The following is a 16,771-nucleotide window of genomic DNA, read 5'->3' as shown; positions in this document are numbered from 1 at the left end:
CCGGCAATAATGGTTGGAATAGATGTTCAAACACAGGACAGTTGTATAATATAATTCATTCAGGTTACATTCCCACCTCCAATAACAATTGATTAACATACGAATAACATATGTTAATTAACAAATATAGTTGCAGAATTTTAGCAGCATCCAAGGTATTCCGCCTGTCCATAAGAGAAATAGAGATTCCCGGATACTACTAATCACTACTCATCCATCCCACTACCTTCTCCTAAGATATCCGGCCCCGAAGCATCCGGCCTTCTCTACAACAACATATTCTACCCATCAAATTGAAATGACATGAGAAAAATTTCATTACTCTCAGTAGTGGTGCTATTGTCTATCATGGCATTAGCACAAAACAAGGTACTTACGGGCAGGGTTACTGATGACAAAGGCGATCCTGTTCCCTTTGCTACCGTAAAGATCAGCGGCACACAAATAGGTGTAGCTGCCGATGACAATGGCTTCTTCCGGATTTCAGCACCAGAGAATGCGCTATTGGAGGTGAGTGCTTCAGGCTTTATAACCAGGACATTCGCCACCACCGGGCAAGGTACTTCACTCACCATTGCCCTCACCAAAAGCGATGTAGAACTGGCTGCTGTAATCGTTACCACTTCTTTAGGCATAAAAAGGCAGGCGAAAGAATTGGGCTATGCAGCCACTTCCCTCAACAGCCGCACCATTGTACAGGGTAAAGCTGTCAATGTACAGCAGGCATTAAACGGGAAAGTGTCTGGTGTATCCGTTGCCACGGTCAACAGTGGCGTATTTGAAAATGCCAAAGTTAACATCCGGGGTATCCGTTCCCTCACAGGTAATAATCAACCCATGTTGGTGGTTGATGGCGCTCCTACTCCTTTAGGTTACCTGTCATCGATCCCACCGGATGATATACAGGACCTCACCATTCTGAAAAGTGCAGCCTCTGCCGCCATTTATGGTCCCGATGCCGTGAATGGCGTTATACTTGTCACTACTAAAAAAGGAGCCAGCAAAACAATAAGTGTCACACTTAACTCATCTATCCAACTAACACGGGTAGCCTATTTCCCCAAGCTGCAGAAAGAATTTGGGGCAGGCGCTGGTGAGATCGTTGACCAATATGGCAACTATGGTTATGTACCCTACGAAAACCAGCAATATGGTCCCCGCTTTGACGGTTCCCTGCAGGATATAGGCATTGAACTGGAAGATGGCTCCATACAAACAGGTCCTTATTCCAACAGCTATTTCAAGGAAAAAAAGAAATTCTGGAATACAGGGCTTACCTACCAGAACTCCATATCGCTGGCCGGAGACGACTTTTATATAAGCGTACAGGATGCTAAAATAAAAGGGGTAATGCCGGAAGATGAGAACAGAAGGACCAGTATACGCTTTAATGGAGGCAAGAAATATGGTAAACTCACAGTAAACTATGGCCTCAACTATGTACTGCAAAATTATGACGTGGTGAATGAAGCGGGTATGGCAGGATTACTGCCAGCCTATAATGGCAGTATCTTTTTCCTGGTGCTGCAAACACCCAGCAATGTGCCGCTTACCGCCTACAAGGACTGGCGGAACAATAAGTTTGCCCAGTACTCCAACTATTACAATGAATTTGCAATAAATCCTTACTGGATCATTGGCAACCTGCGCCAGCGTGGCCGGGAAGATGACCTCATTGGTAATATTGATGTCAGCTACCAATTTTGGCCCTGGCTCAAAGGAACCGTGCGGGCCAGCACCAACCTTGCCTTTACCAACTTTAAGAACAGTAATGCTCCCATTGAAGTAACCGACTGGGCACATGATCACCGCAATCCTACCCAATACACCAACCGTCCCGGCAGTGTATTTGACGACCAGGCTACCACTACGACCCTCAACCTGGACTACTTTGTGAACGGTGACCACGATATCAACAAAGACTTCAACGTTAAATACCTCGCAGGCGGTATGGTACGTCAGAACCGCACCAAAGATGTAGCCGTAGGCGGTAATAACCTCGTAGTCCCCTACCTGTTCAATGTAGCCGTGCGCAGTGGCGATGCCAATGTGCCGCTCTTTCCCAACAACGTCAATACCGAAAGCAGGCTGCTTTCCGCTTATGGAAGCGTGGGACTCAGCTTCAGAGAGTGGGCCTTCATAGAATTTACAGGCCGTAATGACTGGGATAGCCGCCTGCTGCCGGAAAACAGGTCATTCTTTTATCCCGGCGCCAATGCCGCCGTCATACTTTCCGATGCGGTGCCCGGCATCAAGAACAGTGAGCTGATCTCCTTTGCCAAAGTAAGGGCTGCCTACTCCAAATCCGGTAACGTGAATGTGGGCGTTTATTCCTTACAAGCTACCTACTCACAGCCTGCCGGCTTTCCTTTTGGCAGTACAGCAGGCTTCACGGCCAATCAAACCATTCCCAATCCCAGCCTGAAACCAGAGTTCATCAAAACCTTTGAAATAGGTGCAGAACTGGGATTCTTAAAGAACAGGATCAATGCAGAAGCCACCTACTTCCACCAGCAATCGGATAACCAGATATTACAGGTATCACAATCCTCCACCACCGGTTATACAATAGGATTGGCCAATGCCGCCAGTTTCAAAAACTATGGTGTGGAAATGGACCTGGGGTTAAATCCGGTAGTCCATATCGGTAAAGGGCGGATTGATCTCAAGATCAATGCTACCTACAATGACAACGAGGTGACCAGTACCCTCAACAACATCCCCGTAGTGATCGGTGGCAATTCAGGGTTCATTCAAAACTCCGTTAGCTCACCTACTGCCAATAATATAGCCGTGGTAGGCAAACCAGCTTTTGCTTTCCAGCTTACTGATTACTTCCGGGATTCACTCGGAAGGGTGATCGTAGATCCGGTTACCGGCTATCCTTCACAGGCATCCGAACTGGTGGTTAAAGGTCGCTCCTTACCACTTTGGGTAATAGGTATCTCACCCTCTTACTCCATTGGTAATTTTTCTGTAAGTATGACCTGGGACTATAAAGGTGGCCACTACTTCTATGCAGGTATGGGCAGTGATGCCGACTTTGCCGGCATTTCCAAACGCAGTGCAGAATACGGCCGTCAACGCTTTGTATTCCCCAACTCCGTTTACTGGGATGGTTCCAAATATGTGCCCAATACTGATATACAGACACAGGATGGCAACTACGCTTTCTGGACAGGAGCAGCCCTTAACAATGGCATTGGCACCAATTATTTTGCCAGTGCAGCCGCCTGGCGCTTACGGGAAGTGAACATTTCCTATACGCTTCCCCAACGGTGGTTCGCCAATGTAAAAGCGATCAAGAAACTAACGGTAAGTGCAGTGGGCAGGAACCTGCTGCTGTTTGCACCCGAATCCAATCAATGGGGCGATCCGGAATTCAACTATACATCCACCGGCAACACATTTGGCCTGAGCAGCTCATTCCAATCACCGGCTTCCAGGCTATTTGGCGGATCTGTATCAGTACAATTCTAATCCATCTAAAACTGATTACAATGAAACTCTTACATAATAAATTACTCATTCTCCTGCTATCGGCTATCGCTTTCGCGGGGTGTAAAAAGAGTTACCTGGATGTAAACAAAGACCCCAACCGCGTAACGGACGATAACATTACACCGGAACTGATCTTCCCGCAGGCGGCGCATGCCACCGGGGCCAGGCAGGCCAGCGGCAATTTCCGGTTTCTTGAAAACTGGTTGGGTTACTGGGCAGCGCCCGGCGACTTTGCCATCCAGCAGGATGAAACTACCTACAATGTTGATTTTACTTTCGGCGACCCGCTGTGGCAAAATCACTACAACGTGCTCTTTGACCTGAACCGCGTAAAAGTAAAAGCGCAGGCAAAAGGGGATCCTGTACTGGCAGGCGCCGCCATGATACTATCAGCCAGGTTATTCCAGGACCTAGTAGATATTTTTGGCAATATACCTTACTCCCAGGCATTCCTGAACGACCAGTATACACAACCAGCTTATGACAATGCCGCTGATGTCTATGCCGCATTGCAACAAAGCCTGGATTCGGCTATCATTTACCTCAATGAAACGCCTACGTCTTCCTTCACGGCTGTAGACATCGTCAATGGGGGCGACACAGAACTATGGATCAAATTTGCCAATACATTAAAGCTGCGGATGCAGATCAGGCAGTCACAGATGTCGGGCTTTAATCCTGCCACAGAGATCACGAAAATTATCAATGCAGGTGGTGTGCTCCATGCCGGAGAATCCATTGATGTGAACCCGGGCTATGTAAATTCGACCAACAAACAATCGCCCTTCTATGCCAACTACGGTCTTACTCCTACCGGAGCAGATGCCAGCACCAGCACCCGCGCCAACGATTATTTCGTAAGCCTGCTTACGGCCACCACCGACCCACGGCTCTCCCGGTACTTCAAACCACCCGCAGCAGGCGGACCCATTACGGGTGCTGTATACGGCCTGGTAACCGGGAACCCCTTTGGCGCCAATAGCTCGGCTATGGGTCCCGGGCTGGCAGGAAGCTCTGCGCAGGACCAATGGATACTCCCATCCTTTGTAAGTATGTTCCTGGAAGCGGAAGCGATCGCCCGCGGCTGGATGCCCGGCGATGCAAAAGCTGCGTATGAAGCTGCTGTGAGGGAATCTTTTACCTGGCTGGGTGTTCCCAACGCCGTTAGTGCAGCCAATACCTATATGGACAATGCCACCATTGCCGACTGGAACAATGCAGGAGGCACAGCCGCCACCAGGGCAAAATTCATAACCTACCAGAAATACATTGCACTGGCTGGTATTGATCCCCTGGAAGCCTGGAGCGATCTGCGCAGACTGAACATGATCCCCAATACAGGATATATCTCTGTGAATCCCGGCAGACTGTCCAACGCCCTTCCGGTACGGTTGCTGTATCCGCAAACCGAATACACGACCAACAGCACGAACGTAAACGCCCAGGGAGCACAGAACCAGTTTACCTCCAAACTATTCTGGCAACCATAATCACACTTACCCAAAAAAAACTATTATGAAACGATCAATAAAATTAACATACCTGCTGGCGCTACTCCTCTCACTGGGCATGGTGAGTTGCCTGAAGGACGAGGAATTTGATGATGGCCGGATACAGTCTGTTCGCAATAGCAGCCAGCCCAAAATGGTGGAAGTAGCGTTATCGACCAGTTCAGCCAACCAGTTCCTTGTCTTATCTTTCGATAACAGCAACCTTGATACTACCTTCAACCTCATCCCGGTCAACTTGTCTACGGCCGGCCCGGCTACGGAAGACCTCCAGGTGACCCTGACACAGAAGAACTCCCTGGTCACCGATTACAATACAGCCAATGGCACCGATTACAAGGTTCCCACTGCTGCCATGTTCACAGTAGTCAATGCCAGCGGCATGGTAACCATACCAAGAGGCTCCAACACGGCCTACCTGCAGGTGAAAATCAAACCCTCCGCATTCCTGGGCGACACCTGGGCGCTGGGCTATGAGATCAGCGCGGTGGACAAATCAGGTTACACCATCAGCGGCAACCTGAAATCAGGCATCGTAGCTATTGGTGTGAAAAACGAATTTGAAGGCAATTACTATGCTACCGGCTATTTTCAACACCCCACAGTTCCCCGGGATATTGACCATGAAGATTATCTAAGCACCGCTGGGCCCACCAGTGTATCGAAAACATTAGGAGACTTATCCGGTGTCAATATAGTCCTTACCATCAATGCCGATAATACAGTAAGCATTGTACCCGGATCAGGCACTTCAGGTACTACAGCTACAGTAGCTGCCATGGGTGGAGACGCTACTTACAATAACACGTATGACCCCGCCACAAAAACCTTCTGGTTAAAATATGGCTATCCCCAACCGGGACCAACACGGATCATTACGGAAAAAGTAGTAAAACTATAAAACCAAAGGCCGGTCCCGCTATAGAGGACCGGCCTTCCTGTTTCAGCTTAAATAATTATACTTTGGCTGTAGCCAGCGCCTCTTTAAAAGCAGCGACCAGGCTGCTATTATCGCGCGCCAGCAATGTTTCATTCACGAATAACTTGACAGTATCGCTGCCCGGCCGGCGCCACACATGGATATTATGCTTTTTGTCCAGCGTTTCCCACAGTTTATTGGCATCAATGCCTTTGGCAGTCTGTAAATAAAAAATATTACTGCCGTTCTTTACCGGTGTAACGGTACAGCCGGGCAACTGGTTCAAGGCAGCAAAGAGGTCTGCCGATTTTTTAGCCATCGTCTTCAGCCGCTCATCAAGACCATTGAGGTGATGCAAGGCCATCGCTGCATTGATCCAATTCTGGTACACCGCGCCGCCATGCACCTTGATCAGGTGCCGCATTTTATCTATTACTACCTTATCGCCGCACAGCATAGCGCCACCCAGGGCGCCTAAATACTTGTAGAGGGATATATATACCGTATCGAAATGTTTGGCATATTCTGCAACGGAAGTCCCTGTAAAGGCCGCCGCCATATGCAGGCGGGCGCCATCCAGGTGCAGCTTATACCCCTTCTCCCGGCAGTAAGCCGATATCTTACGGATCTCTTCTATAGGCATACAGGCGCCATCCCCACGGCGCACCGGGTTCTCAATAGACACCGCGCCGATACCACTTTTAAACACCTCTCCCTCATCATGGTACTTAATAGCCGCCTGTAACGTCTCCAGTGTAAAAACCGCTTCATTGGGCGCCAAAGGGATCAGCCTTTTGTTATGTATCGATTGCGCCGCATCTGCCTCATCCCGGTATACATGGCTCGTTTCCTGTACAAACACCTTGGTATTTTCGCCACTCAATACAGCAATGGCCAGTTGGTTGGCCATTGTACCCGAAGGCATATAAATAGCTGCCTGCTTGCCCGTAGCTGTTATAAATTGCTTTTCCAGGGCCTCCACTACCCCGCCTTCCCCATAGAAGTCAGGTTCTATGGCAGCAGCGTTGTTAAGCTGTTGCAACTTGTTCAAATACCCGGCAGTGTCATACTTAATACCATCAAAATAAAAATAAACAGGCGTCTGCTTATCTGTGCGACCGTTCACAGCGGCTGCCCCGCCGAAAGGAAAGGTGGTAGCTAAAGTGGGTAAGGCCGCAATACCGGATGTTTTCAGAAAATTCCTTCTGTGCATAGCTTACAGTTTCAGTTTTATACAAAATAAACTGTTTAAAGCTAACGGATTTTACCGGGATACAGAAGTCTGAAGCCGGAAGTACGAAGTCTGAGGTCTGACCATCAATTCCAGCTTCAGACTTCGGACCTCAGAGTATTACAGTAAGCGTAGCTCCTTCCCTGATAGTATACTTCTTCGTCTTCCCCTCGTTACTGATCACAACATCCAGCTTGCCATTGGCAGCCCGCAACACTTCCAGGTCAAATACATGGCCGAAAGCATACACCTTGCGCAGGGCCATCTTATTCCAGCCTGCCGGCAGGTGCGGCGTACAGTCAAAGCTGTTCAACCCGGTAGGACGCATGCCAAACATACCCTCTGTATAAATACGGCAGTAAAGACCGCTTTCTGCCGACAGGTGGCGTTGGTTACCCTCCGGGTAGGCCTCCACGGCATAAGGTACATGCTCGCCCAGCAACCGGCGGCGTGAATAATATTGCAGGTAGTCAAAAGCCTTCTGGGTTTCACCGGCCGCAAATACACCACGCAGGGCATACAGGGTAGAACGGTCCCAGAAAGTCTTATTACCAGCCAGGGATGCCAGCCCGTCTTCTGTCCACAGGCGTGGAGAGAACAAAGCAGCAATCGTCCCTTCCTTACGGTCAAAAATATCCACGATCAGCGGGGAACATATCCAGGCGCGCAACGTATCATTCCCCTCATAATAACGATAAGTTTTAAACCCTTCCACAGTAGCGCCAAAGTATTGATCAATATTAGCACGTAGTACGGTAGCCTCCTGCTGGTACTTCGTCAGTTGCGCTTTCGGTACCGCCAACTGTTTGCCCAGCATCACGGCCGAACGCAACGCATCATAATACAAAATACTGGTATTTAGGTTAGCCTTACCCGCCGGGAAACGGCCTTCCAGTTCATCACTGTTGGACTTAACCACGCCCTGTTCATTCACCTGCCGGCGCAGGTATTCCAGGCACCATTCTATCAATGGCCACAATACTTTGGCCGAATCCGTATTCCCATAAGCCAATGCATACCGACCGGCCCCATAAGCGATCATCGCCATATCGCCCCGGTCTTTGGCGCCATGCCAGGTACCATCGCCTTCGGCAATAATGGAACTGGGAATAGGTTTATAATCCGGGTTCATATAGCGGGCAAACCAGCGGTAAGCATTCATGGCCGATTTATTGCCTACCTCATCACCCAGGAAAGCAAAGAAAGGATTAATATATTCAGCCTGGTCATTGGCCCAGATAGCCGCATAATAACGCAGTCCGCCCGGACCATGCAGGTAACCACCTTTGGTAAGATAAATACTTTCCGTAGCCCTGATCTTGGCAAAGGCAAAAGCAGTGTTCAGCATCTCATCCGGTGTTTCCAGTTGCAGCTTCGACAGGATATCGGTTACGCGTTGCCGCCTACCCTGCTCTTCGGCCGGCACATTGGCCACTGCGGGAACAGCATCTTTCCGTACAGCCTGGTAGCTAAGAGCAAACGTTACCGAGTCGCCGGGCGCTACCGTTTTCAATCCTTCACCAATCGTAGATACCACAAAACTGTGTTGTGCAGGCGTGGTGCGTTCAGCAGCAGGCTTCACCACGCGTTGCAGGTATTCCATCTCAATCTTCACAGCTTGCTTACCGGTATTCACAAACACCCATTTTTCCAGGGCTACCGGTTTTTCTACAGAAGGGAATAAAGTCCGTTTCAGTAAAACATCTTTATTTCTTCCGATCGTACTGATCACCTCCATAATCCCTTTATGACGTATACTGATCACCTGCTCCGGCATATCTTCCGCCACCGCGGCATTATATACACCGGCTTTCAGTAACCGGTCATTGATCAGGAAACGCGGCAGATAGTAATCAGTCACATTATACGTCATACTGGCAATCGTGCGTTGTGGCAACAACCGGAAAGTGGGGAATACCATCGTGCGGTTAAGGGATAACTTGCCACTGGTGTCTACCCCGTATTGTACCCACAGGGAAACCTTCTCCCCGCTCATCTCAATATGATCACGGTGTGGCAACCGGCCGTTCACCGTCCACAGGATACTGCCGTCCGGCTGGATCGCCCAGCGGTCCTGTTGGGCCGGTGATTGCGCCATCAGGCCATGTGTTAATAGCAAAGCAACGCCTGTCAAAAAACGTTTACAACAAACCATCTTATTCATATAGCAATGTACAGTTTAAACAATTCTTGTTACGACTCACGCGCACCGGTTCGTGTCCTCACGAACCGGAACATCGTTATTGCTCCAGCTTCATAATATACCCACCCCCGCTTTGCAAGGGTAAGATGATCGCATCACCCTGCTTATACATTTCCTGTTGCATAATAACAGCAGCAGGATTACCGGGATCGTCCAGCGCTACCAATGCCTTATAATTACCCTTGCCCAAAAAGCTGAGCGATATCTTCAGCGACCTTTCACTCACCCCATTCATCACCGCTACAAACCAGGTATTGCCTTTACGACGTGCAAAAGCTGCCAGCTCACCAATGGCCGATCCGGGCAACACAATCGTTTCATCCCAAACAGAGGGTATGCTTTTAATGATCTCCACCGCCGGGTTGGCCAATATATTCTCCGGATGAGCCGCATAGGTTAGCAGTGGTGAACTTACAATAGCCGCACTGGCAATCTGGTGCGCCCAGGTGGTATTCTTCCGCCGCTCACCAAAATGCAGCACCGTATATTCAGCCGGCCCTGCCAGCAAACGGGTGAAAGGGATCGTCGTTTCATGCGTGGCCCTGTCTAACAGTCTGCTTGATTCCATTCCTTTCACAGATTCGAGGGTCAACTCATTGGGCCAGGTACGCAATTGTCCGGTAGGCTTATTGGCGCCATGAAAATCCAACAGGATCTTATATTGTGCAGCTTCTTTTAAAATAGCCTGGTACAGGTCAATCACCTCTTTGGCTTCATGATCAAAGAAATCTATCTTGGCGCCCGCCACGCCGAGGTCATGACACCTGCGGAAAAAAGAATCTCTTGCTTTAGGGTCACGCAGACTTTTGGAATGTTTCCAGAACCAGATGCCCACACCTTTCTGGCGGGAATAATTAACCAGGTCCCGTATATCGGCATCGCTCCACCTTGACCAGAAACCTTCCAAAATATTGTGCTCAAAGCCCAATGCGGCGGCCCCATCCGTAAACTTTTTCATTACTTCCGGTGTGCCATCGCCACCGCCATCCAGGTATTTCCATACCGCACGTCCCGGCTTTACCCAGGATGTTTTAAATCCTTGCGGAAACAAAGCAGCATCAGGAGGCGGACAAAGATTGTGCACCATATCATTATTCACCATCGCACCCAAATCAGCGCCCATCATCACCACACGCCAGGGAGTGGTAATAGTGCCCGTAACAGCAGCAGGTTGCTTCAACCGGGCAGTATCCTCCGCACTATACCGCAAACGATAGGGATAAGAAGTAGGCTGGTGCTGTGGCAGGCGGATCATCAAACCATTTTTCCCATCAGCCTGTAACGACATACCGGCATAATTGCGCAGGTCGGCTTCTGTAATAGAAGCATAACCGCCCCAGGGCAGTTTAAAAGTAGCAGGGGGAGCCGCCCACTCACCGGCCTGCACCTGTGCAATATCTTTTTTGGCATGCACACTTTCATAATGTATTTCCATATCATGGTACCACAGCGTGCTACCGGCAGGTATGGCAAAAACGGTAGCTTCATCCGGTACCCGGTGTTGCTCCGGCTTACCGGGAATAATCGTCCTGAAGGCTACCCCATTATTGAATACCCGCACCTCAATAGTATAAGCAGCAACAGCATGTTGTACAGGAATAGTGACCCCGTTGCAATGGTTAACAGCCGTCGCATGAACACCCAGCCAGGGGTAACGTTCGTTGATCGTGTAGGTTTTTATACTACCCGTTGTAATATCACGGGTCAGGGTTTTACCATCCAGGGATACCACCACCGGTGTATTATCCAATACCGGCTGGTTGCGAAAACTGGCATGGCAATACAGTTGATGGTTCTCCACAAACAGGCGGAAACTGATTTGTCCGTCAGGACTTAACACAGTAGCGATATCCGCAGCGATAACAGGCGTCGTAAACAACAACCCGCAAAGCAGGACGTACAATAACGATTTTATATTCATATGGCAAGGTGTTGAAAACTGCAATAGACTAATAAATAACTAGCCTCTTTTTGATATTATTGGCAAAGCATTCAACTATTCTGTCATCCCCTTCCTAATACCCGGATTTTGTAGGAATATTGGGTAGCTTATTGAACATTATCCAATTCATCAATTAACAGATCATGCTTGCATTGCTGAAACGAAAACATCTTCCCTTAATAGCCGTTCCCCTGTTATCTGTAATGGCCTTTACGGTTACCCGCAGTATACAATGGGAGTCAAGATTCGTACAAGCCGGTAAAAACGGCAGCCTCACCTATACGCCCGATGAAAAAGGCAATATCATTCCCGACTTTAGCCGGGTAGGTTACTACCAGGGCGATAAAGCCATTCCCACTATTCCCGTGGCCATCACCATTACACCATCAGCAGAGGCGGCACAGCAGATCCAGGCAGCCATTGATGCACTATCGGCCAAAGCCCCTGATAAGAACGGTTTCCGGGGAACCATCCTTTTAAAAAAGGGCACCTATCAGCTCCCTGCTACACTGGAGATCAAAACAGGCGGCATTGTATTACGGGGTGAAGGCGATACAGAAAACGGTACCAAACTGGTAGCTACAGCCAATACACAAAAGCCATTGATCGCCATCACCGGCAGCGGCAATCTGCAGCCTGCAGGCGACCGGATAAAGATCACCGATCCTTACGTACCCGTAGGCAGCTTTTCCTTCCATATAAGCGACGCTAAAGGCTTACAGGTAGGTGATGCCATCATATTGAACAGACCGGGTACCGAGAAGTGGATCCAGGACACCAAAATGGACCAGATAGAAGAACGCGGCGGCACCAAACAATGGAAGGCAGGAGAATACAACCTGGAATTTGAAAGGGTGATCACTAAAATAGAAGGCAACAAAATATTTATTGACAATCCGGTCATGCTGGCCCTGGATGCACAGTATGGCGGCGGCGAGATCTATAAATACACCTTCACCGGCCGCATCCGCGAGGTAGGCGTTGAAAACCTCTACCTGGAATCGGTATACAGCAGTGATACGGCAGAGAACCATGCCTGGGATGCCATTGCTATCAACAAAGCAGAGCATGGCTGGGTAAGGAATGTCACTTCGCGCTACTTTGGCTACTCTTGTGTAAACCTCGGTGGCAATGCCCGGTACATTACTGTTAAGGACAGCAAATGCCTGGATGCCAAATCAAAGATCACCGGCGGCAGGCGTTATTCTTTCGCCAACAATGGCCAGTGCAACCTGTTTATGAACTGCCACACTACCGAAGGCAGGCATGATTATGTGACCGGTTCCAAAACCCTTGGCCCCAATGTATTTTACAACTGTATGGCTAAAAACACCCATGCAGATATTGGTCCGCACCACCGCTGGGCAGTAGGCACCTTGTATGATAACATCATTACCGATGGTGAGATCAATGTACAGGACAGGGGCAACTGGGGCAGTGGTCATGGCTGGGCTGGCGTTACCCAGGTATTGTGGAATTGCACGGTAAAGAGAGCTGCCGTACAAAGTCCCTGGGCATCCGGCAAAAACTATAACATTGGCATGAAAGGCGAAAAATTTGATGGCCGCCTCAAAGGCCGGCCCGACGGAGAATGGGAAGGACAAAATAAAGATGGTTTACAACCAACTTCCCTGTACATGGCACAACTAAAAGCAAGACAGCAGAAATAATTTATATGAAAAAGTACCTCCTCCTTTTACTACTCGCATCATCGCTATACACACAAGCAGCAGATGTCAACGTAAAAGACTACGGCGCTACCGGCGACGGTACCACCCTCGACTCCAAAGCTATTCAGCAGGCCATTGATGCCTGTACACAAAAGGGCGGTGGCAAAGTCATCTTTCCTGCCGGCAAATACCTGTCGGGTACCATTGTGATCAAAAACAATGTGACTCTGCTGCTGCAAAAAGATGCCCTCATACTGGGCAGCACCAATATTGAACATTATGACAACATTGATCCTTTTACCGATGGCCTCGGTATTGATGTAGGCTGGGCCTTGCTGGTAGCAGTAGATGTGCAGCATATCGGCATTGAAGGGGAAGGTGCTATTGACGGCCAGGGGGCCAAACTGAAAGCGCAGCATATCTTAACTGATAACCGCGGCGAATCCAAAATATGGGGCCGTCGTCCTTTCCTGCTGCGCATTGTACGTTGTACAGATGTTACCGTACGCGGCGTTTCCCTGTATTATGCAGCCGCCTGGACCTCCCACTACTTCCAAAGCAAACAGATATTGATAGAAAACGTAAAAATTGTAAGCCATGGCGTGGCGCACAATGATGGTATGGACATTGATGGCTGCCAGCAGGTACAGATCCGCGATTGTGATGTGGTAAGTGGTGATGACGCCCTTTGTTTTAAAACCACTTCCAGTACCATGGCCTGTAAAAACATTACGGTTACCCGCCTGAAGCTGAAAAGCAACCAGGCTGCTATTAAAATGGGTACAGAATCCATGGCGCCCTTTGAAGAGATCAACATCTCTCACTGCGATATCTATGATACGCGCAATGGCGGTATTAAACTGCTTACGGTTGACGGCGCTCACCTGCGCAACATTACCATATCGGATATCACCATGAAAAACGTGCGCACGCCTATGCTGCTGCGCCTCGGCTCCCGGCTCAATGTATTCCGCAAAGGGAAAGATACCCAACAGCCTACCGGCACGTTTGATAATGTAGTCATCCGCAATGTAAAAGCAGAGGCGGCCGCCGATGCTCAACTAAAACCACCTTCTGGCATCCTCATCACCGGGGTGCCCGGTCATTACATCAGCAATGTAACGCTGGAAAACATTGAGATCAGCCTGGCAGGTGGCGGTACGGCAGAAAATGCCCGCCATGCAGTACCGGAGGCGATTGATCAATACCCGGAAGTAAAAACATTTGGTCCGCTCATCCCTGCCTGGGGTATCTGGGCCCGTCATGTGAAGGGACTGAAACTAAAGAACATCAAACTCACCCTGGCATCCGATGATCTCCGGCCGGCCTTTATTGCAGAAGATGGACAAGACATTGAGCTCACCGGCTGGACCCTTCCTGCTGCCGCAGGCGCAGCATCAATAGTACGGCTGGAAAATGTGCAGGGCGCTAAAGTAGACGATTTCACCGTCACAGGCCGCGCCGCCACTTTCGTTAAAATAGAAGGCAAAGACAGTAAGGGAGTAAAGACGGGTAAAGTAAAATACGTTACTCCGGTAGCGAAAGCACTGTAACTATACTTTCGTTGAATTCCGCGGCATCAGCGTAGACTTCAGCACCACCGTTTCGCTCATAAAGCCAGACCGGCTCTTTTCCAGCCTGCGAAACAATACCGAGGCGGCTTTCTTGCCAATGTCAAAAGCGGGCTGTGTAATGGTGGTCAGCGAAGGGTTTAACAGGGAGGCGGTTTCCAGGTTCGAGAAACTGATCACTTTAATATCGTCCGGTATAGCGATCTTCAGCTCATCACATACATGATAGCTGGCAATGGCCAGCTTTTCTACAGAAGCAAAAATACCATCCGGCCGTTTCTTGCCGGATAACAGCTTACGCAGCAAGGGGTAGCTCTGCCCGTTATCGCTGCTGCATTGTATTACCAGCTTACGGTCGGGCTTAATATTATAATGCTCCAGCGCTTCGAGGTAACCGCGCATCCGTTTATTGGTAATGGATAAGTGTTGGGAGAACGACAGGTAGGCAATATGCTTACACCCGCTCTGTATCAGGTGCTCGGTGGCCTTGAAGCCACTGTCATAATCATCCGTGGTGATCCGGGAAGTATCAATGGCATCGCTCACCCTGTCAAAAAAGATAATAGGTATTCCCTTATTATGCAGTTCTACTATATGATTACTGTCTTCCGTATTGGCCGATAAAGACATCAAAATACCATCCACCCGCCCGCTTTGCAGGTGGCGCGTGATAGACACCTCTTTCTGGTAATCTTCATGGGTGAGGTAGATCAATACGTGGTATCCTTTCTCCTGGGCAATGGATTCAATGCCATTAATGGCCAGGGAGAAGAAATTATTGGCCACCTCAGGGATCACCACCGCTATCGTCCGGCTTTTCTGCTTGCGCAGGCTGCTGGCATAGGGATTGGGCTCGTAATTCAGCTTTTGCGCCAGTTCAAACACCCGTTTCTTGGTCTCCGGACTGATATCATAACTATCCCGCAGGGCGCGGGATACCGTGGAAATGGCGAGATTGAGCTCTTTGGCCAGCCTTTTCAGGTTAACAGGTTCCATATGACAACAGGTATTTCAGGCGGGGCTAAAGATACGCAACCATTCCGTAAAAGCGACAAGTAGTGAAGGACGCGGGAATACCCTGGCCGGATAATACATTCAATTCAAACAGCATTCCCCTCAATTCATACAGCAGCATTAGGTATAGCCGTAACAGCCTGTTATTTTAGCCTGTCCTTTCAGCACTTATGAAATTGGCATACTATACCAAGAAGGACTGGTTGATCATTGGCTTGTTATTACCGCCGGGCATCATACTGGTTAATTATTGTATTTTCGGAAAACGATACTTTTCCGGAGCAGCTATCTTTGGGTGGACCACCCTCCTATCCGCCAGCATTGGCCTTGTTTCCTGGTACCTGCAGATCATCATTGCCCTGGTCATGAATGCCCGGTATCCGAGATACAACCAAACCATCAAACGGGTATTGCTGTCCATGGCCCTATACGTGATCATTACGGTCATCACGGTAGTCCTGGCCTGCCTGCTATATGACCGTTTACATTTCTTTCAATACCAGCTCAACCTGTGGCATATGTTCCTGGGCGCTGTTTCAGGAGCGGGCACAACCGTGCTGGCTGCCAGTTTCCATGAAGGGGTGGCATTTTATGAAAAGTGGAAAAAAGTGACAGACGAAGCGGAACAACTCAAAAAGGAAAACCTGCAAACCCAACTGGAGAGCCTTAAAGCCCAGGTAAACCCGCACTTCCTGTTCAACAGCCTCAACTCCCTCTCCTCCCTCATCAGTGAAGATCCCGCCAAGGCGGAGAAGTTCCTGGATGAGATGTGCAAAGTATACCGCTACCTGCTGCGCAACAATGAAGAAGACCTGGCGCCCTTATGGGTGGAAATGCAGTTCATTCAGTCTTATTATCACCTCCTCAAAACGCGTTATGGCGACAGCCTGTTCCTGGAAGTAGACATTCCGGATGAGTTGGTATGGCACCGTATTCCCTCCCTTACCCTGCAGATGCTGGTAGAGAATGCGGTGAAGCATAATGTGATGATGAAAGACCGCCCCCTGCAGATCCTGATCACTACCATTGCTGGTCCTCGGTTACTGGTCTCCAACAACCTGCAACGCAAAAAACGTATCTCTTCGAATAAAGTAGGACTCAACAACATCGTGAAGAAATACAAGTTGCTGAAACAGGAAGACATCATCGTTCAGGAAGACGAGAAAACATTTGCGGTGGTGCTGCCGCTGATACAGGTGGAAGAGTGATATA

At 49.2% G+C, this 16,771-nt stretch carries 10 protein-coding genes; 6 read left to right on the top strand and 4 right to left on the bottom strand.

What is annotated here, in order from left to right; all coding sequences use genetic code 11:
• Positions 1–303 precede the first annotated feature (303 nt).
• From HB364_RS16470 to HB364_RS16460, 3 genes are read left to right on the top strand one after another with little or no spacing between them, the layout of a single operon-like run.
• Positions 304–3,480: a SusC/RagA family TonB-linked outer membrane protein gene (locus HB364_RS16470; protein ID WP_167289310.1), complete on the top strand. Its 3,177-nt coding sequence runs from the start codon at positions 304–306 to the stop codon at positions 3,478–3,480.
• 20 nt (positions 3,481–3,500) lie between these two features.
• On the top strand, positions 3,501–4,991 hold the full coding sequence (locus tag HB364_RS16465; protein ID WP_167289309.1) for a SusD/RagB family nutrient-binding outer membrane lipoprotein: 1,491 nt from the start codon (positions 3,501–3,503) through the stop codon (positions 4,989–4,991).
• A gap of 25 nt (positions 4,992–5,016) precedes the next feature.
• Positions 5,017–5,910 (top strand): BT_3987 domain-containing protein, encoded by an 894-nt coding sequence (locus tag HB364_RS16460; RefSeq protein WP_167289308.1) that lies wholly within the window; start codon positions 5,017–5,019, stop codon positions 5,908–5,910.
• A gap of 55 nt (positions 5,911–5,965) precedes the next feature.
• Here the strand turns inward: HB364_RS16460 and HB364_RS16455 are convergent, their stop codons facing one another.
• The 3 genes from HB364_RS16455 to HB364_RS16445 form a co-directional block, all read right to left on the bottom strand.
• Entirely contained in the window at positions 5,966–7,141 is a 1,176-nt protein-coding gene (locus HB364_RS16455) for a threonine aldolase family protein (protein WP_208419976.1), read from the bottom strand.
• Positions 7,142–7,271: 130 nt separating this feature from the next.
• The gene (locus HB364_RS16450) at positions 7,272–9,323 is read right to left on the bottom strand and encodes a glucosidase family protein (RefSeq protein ID WP_208419975.1); all 2,052 of its coding nucleotides are present in this window, start codon (positions 9,321–9,323) and stop codon (positions 7,272–7,274) included.
• Positions 9,324–9,399: 76 nt separating this feature from the next.
• Entirely contained in the window at positions 9,400–11,283 is a 1,884-nt protein-coding gene (locus HB364_RS16445; RefSeq protein WP_167289307.1) for a glycoside hydrolase family 97 protein, read from the bottom strand.
• Between the two features lie 164 nt (positions 11,284–11,447).
• On the opposite strand from HB364_RS16445, the gene HB364_RS16440 reads away from it, so the two are divergent.
• Positions 11,448–12,974 carry a hypothetical protein gene (locus tag HB364_RS16440; RefSeq protein ID WP_167289306.1) on the top strand — a complete coding sequence of 509 codons (1,527 nt, stop codon included), beginning with the start codon at positions 11,448–11,450 and terminating at the stop codon, positions 12,972–12,974.
• Positions 12,975–12,979: 5 nt separating this feature from the next.
• On the top strand, positions 12,980–14,527 hold the full coding sequence (locus tag HB364_RS16435) for a glycoside hydrolase family 28 protein (RefSeq protein WP_167289305.1): 1,548 nt from the start codon (positions 12,980–12,982) through the stop codon (positions 14,525–14,527).
• Here the strand turns inward: HB364_RS16435 and HB364_RS16430 are convergent, their stop codons facing one another.
• Entirely contained in the window at positions 14,528–15,541 is a 1,014-nt protein-coding gene (locus HB364_RS16430) for a LacI family DNA-binding transcriptional regulator (RefSeq protein WP_167289304.1), read from the bottom strand.
• 188 nt (positions 15,542–15,729) lie between these two features.
• On the opposite strand from HB364_RS16430, the gene HB364_RS16425 reads away from it, so the two are divergent.
• The gene (locus HB364_RS16425; protein ID WP_167289303.1) at positions 15,730–16,767 is read left to right on the top strand and encodes a sensor histidine kinase; all 1,038 of its coding nucleotides are present in this window, start codon (positions 15,730–15,732) and stop codon (positions 16,765–16,767) included.
• Positions 16,768–16,771: the final 4 nt, after the last annotated feature.

Source organism: Paraflavitalea devenefica (assembly GCF_011759375.1).
Taxonomy (GTDB): Bacteria; Bacteroidota; Bacteroidia; order Chitinophagales; family Chitinophagaceae; genus Paraflavitalea; species Paraflavitalea devenefica.
The sequence above is the reverse complement of the archived record's forward strand: the minus strand, read 5'-3'. Positions and strand labels throughout refer to the sequence as shown.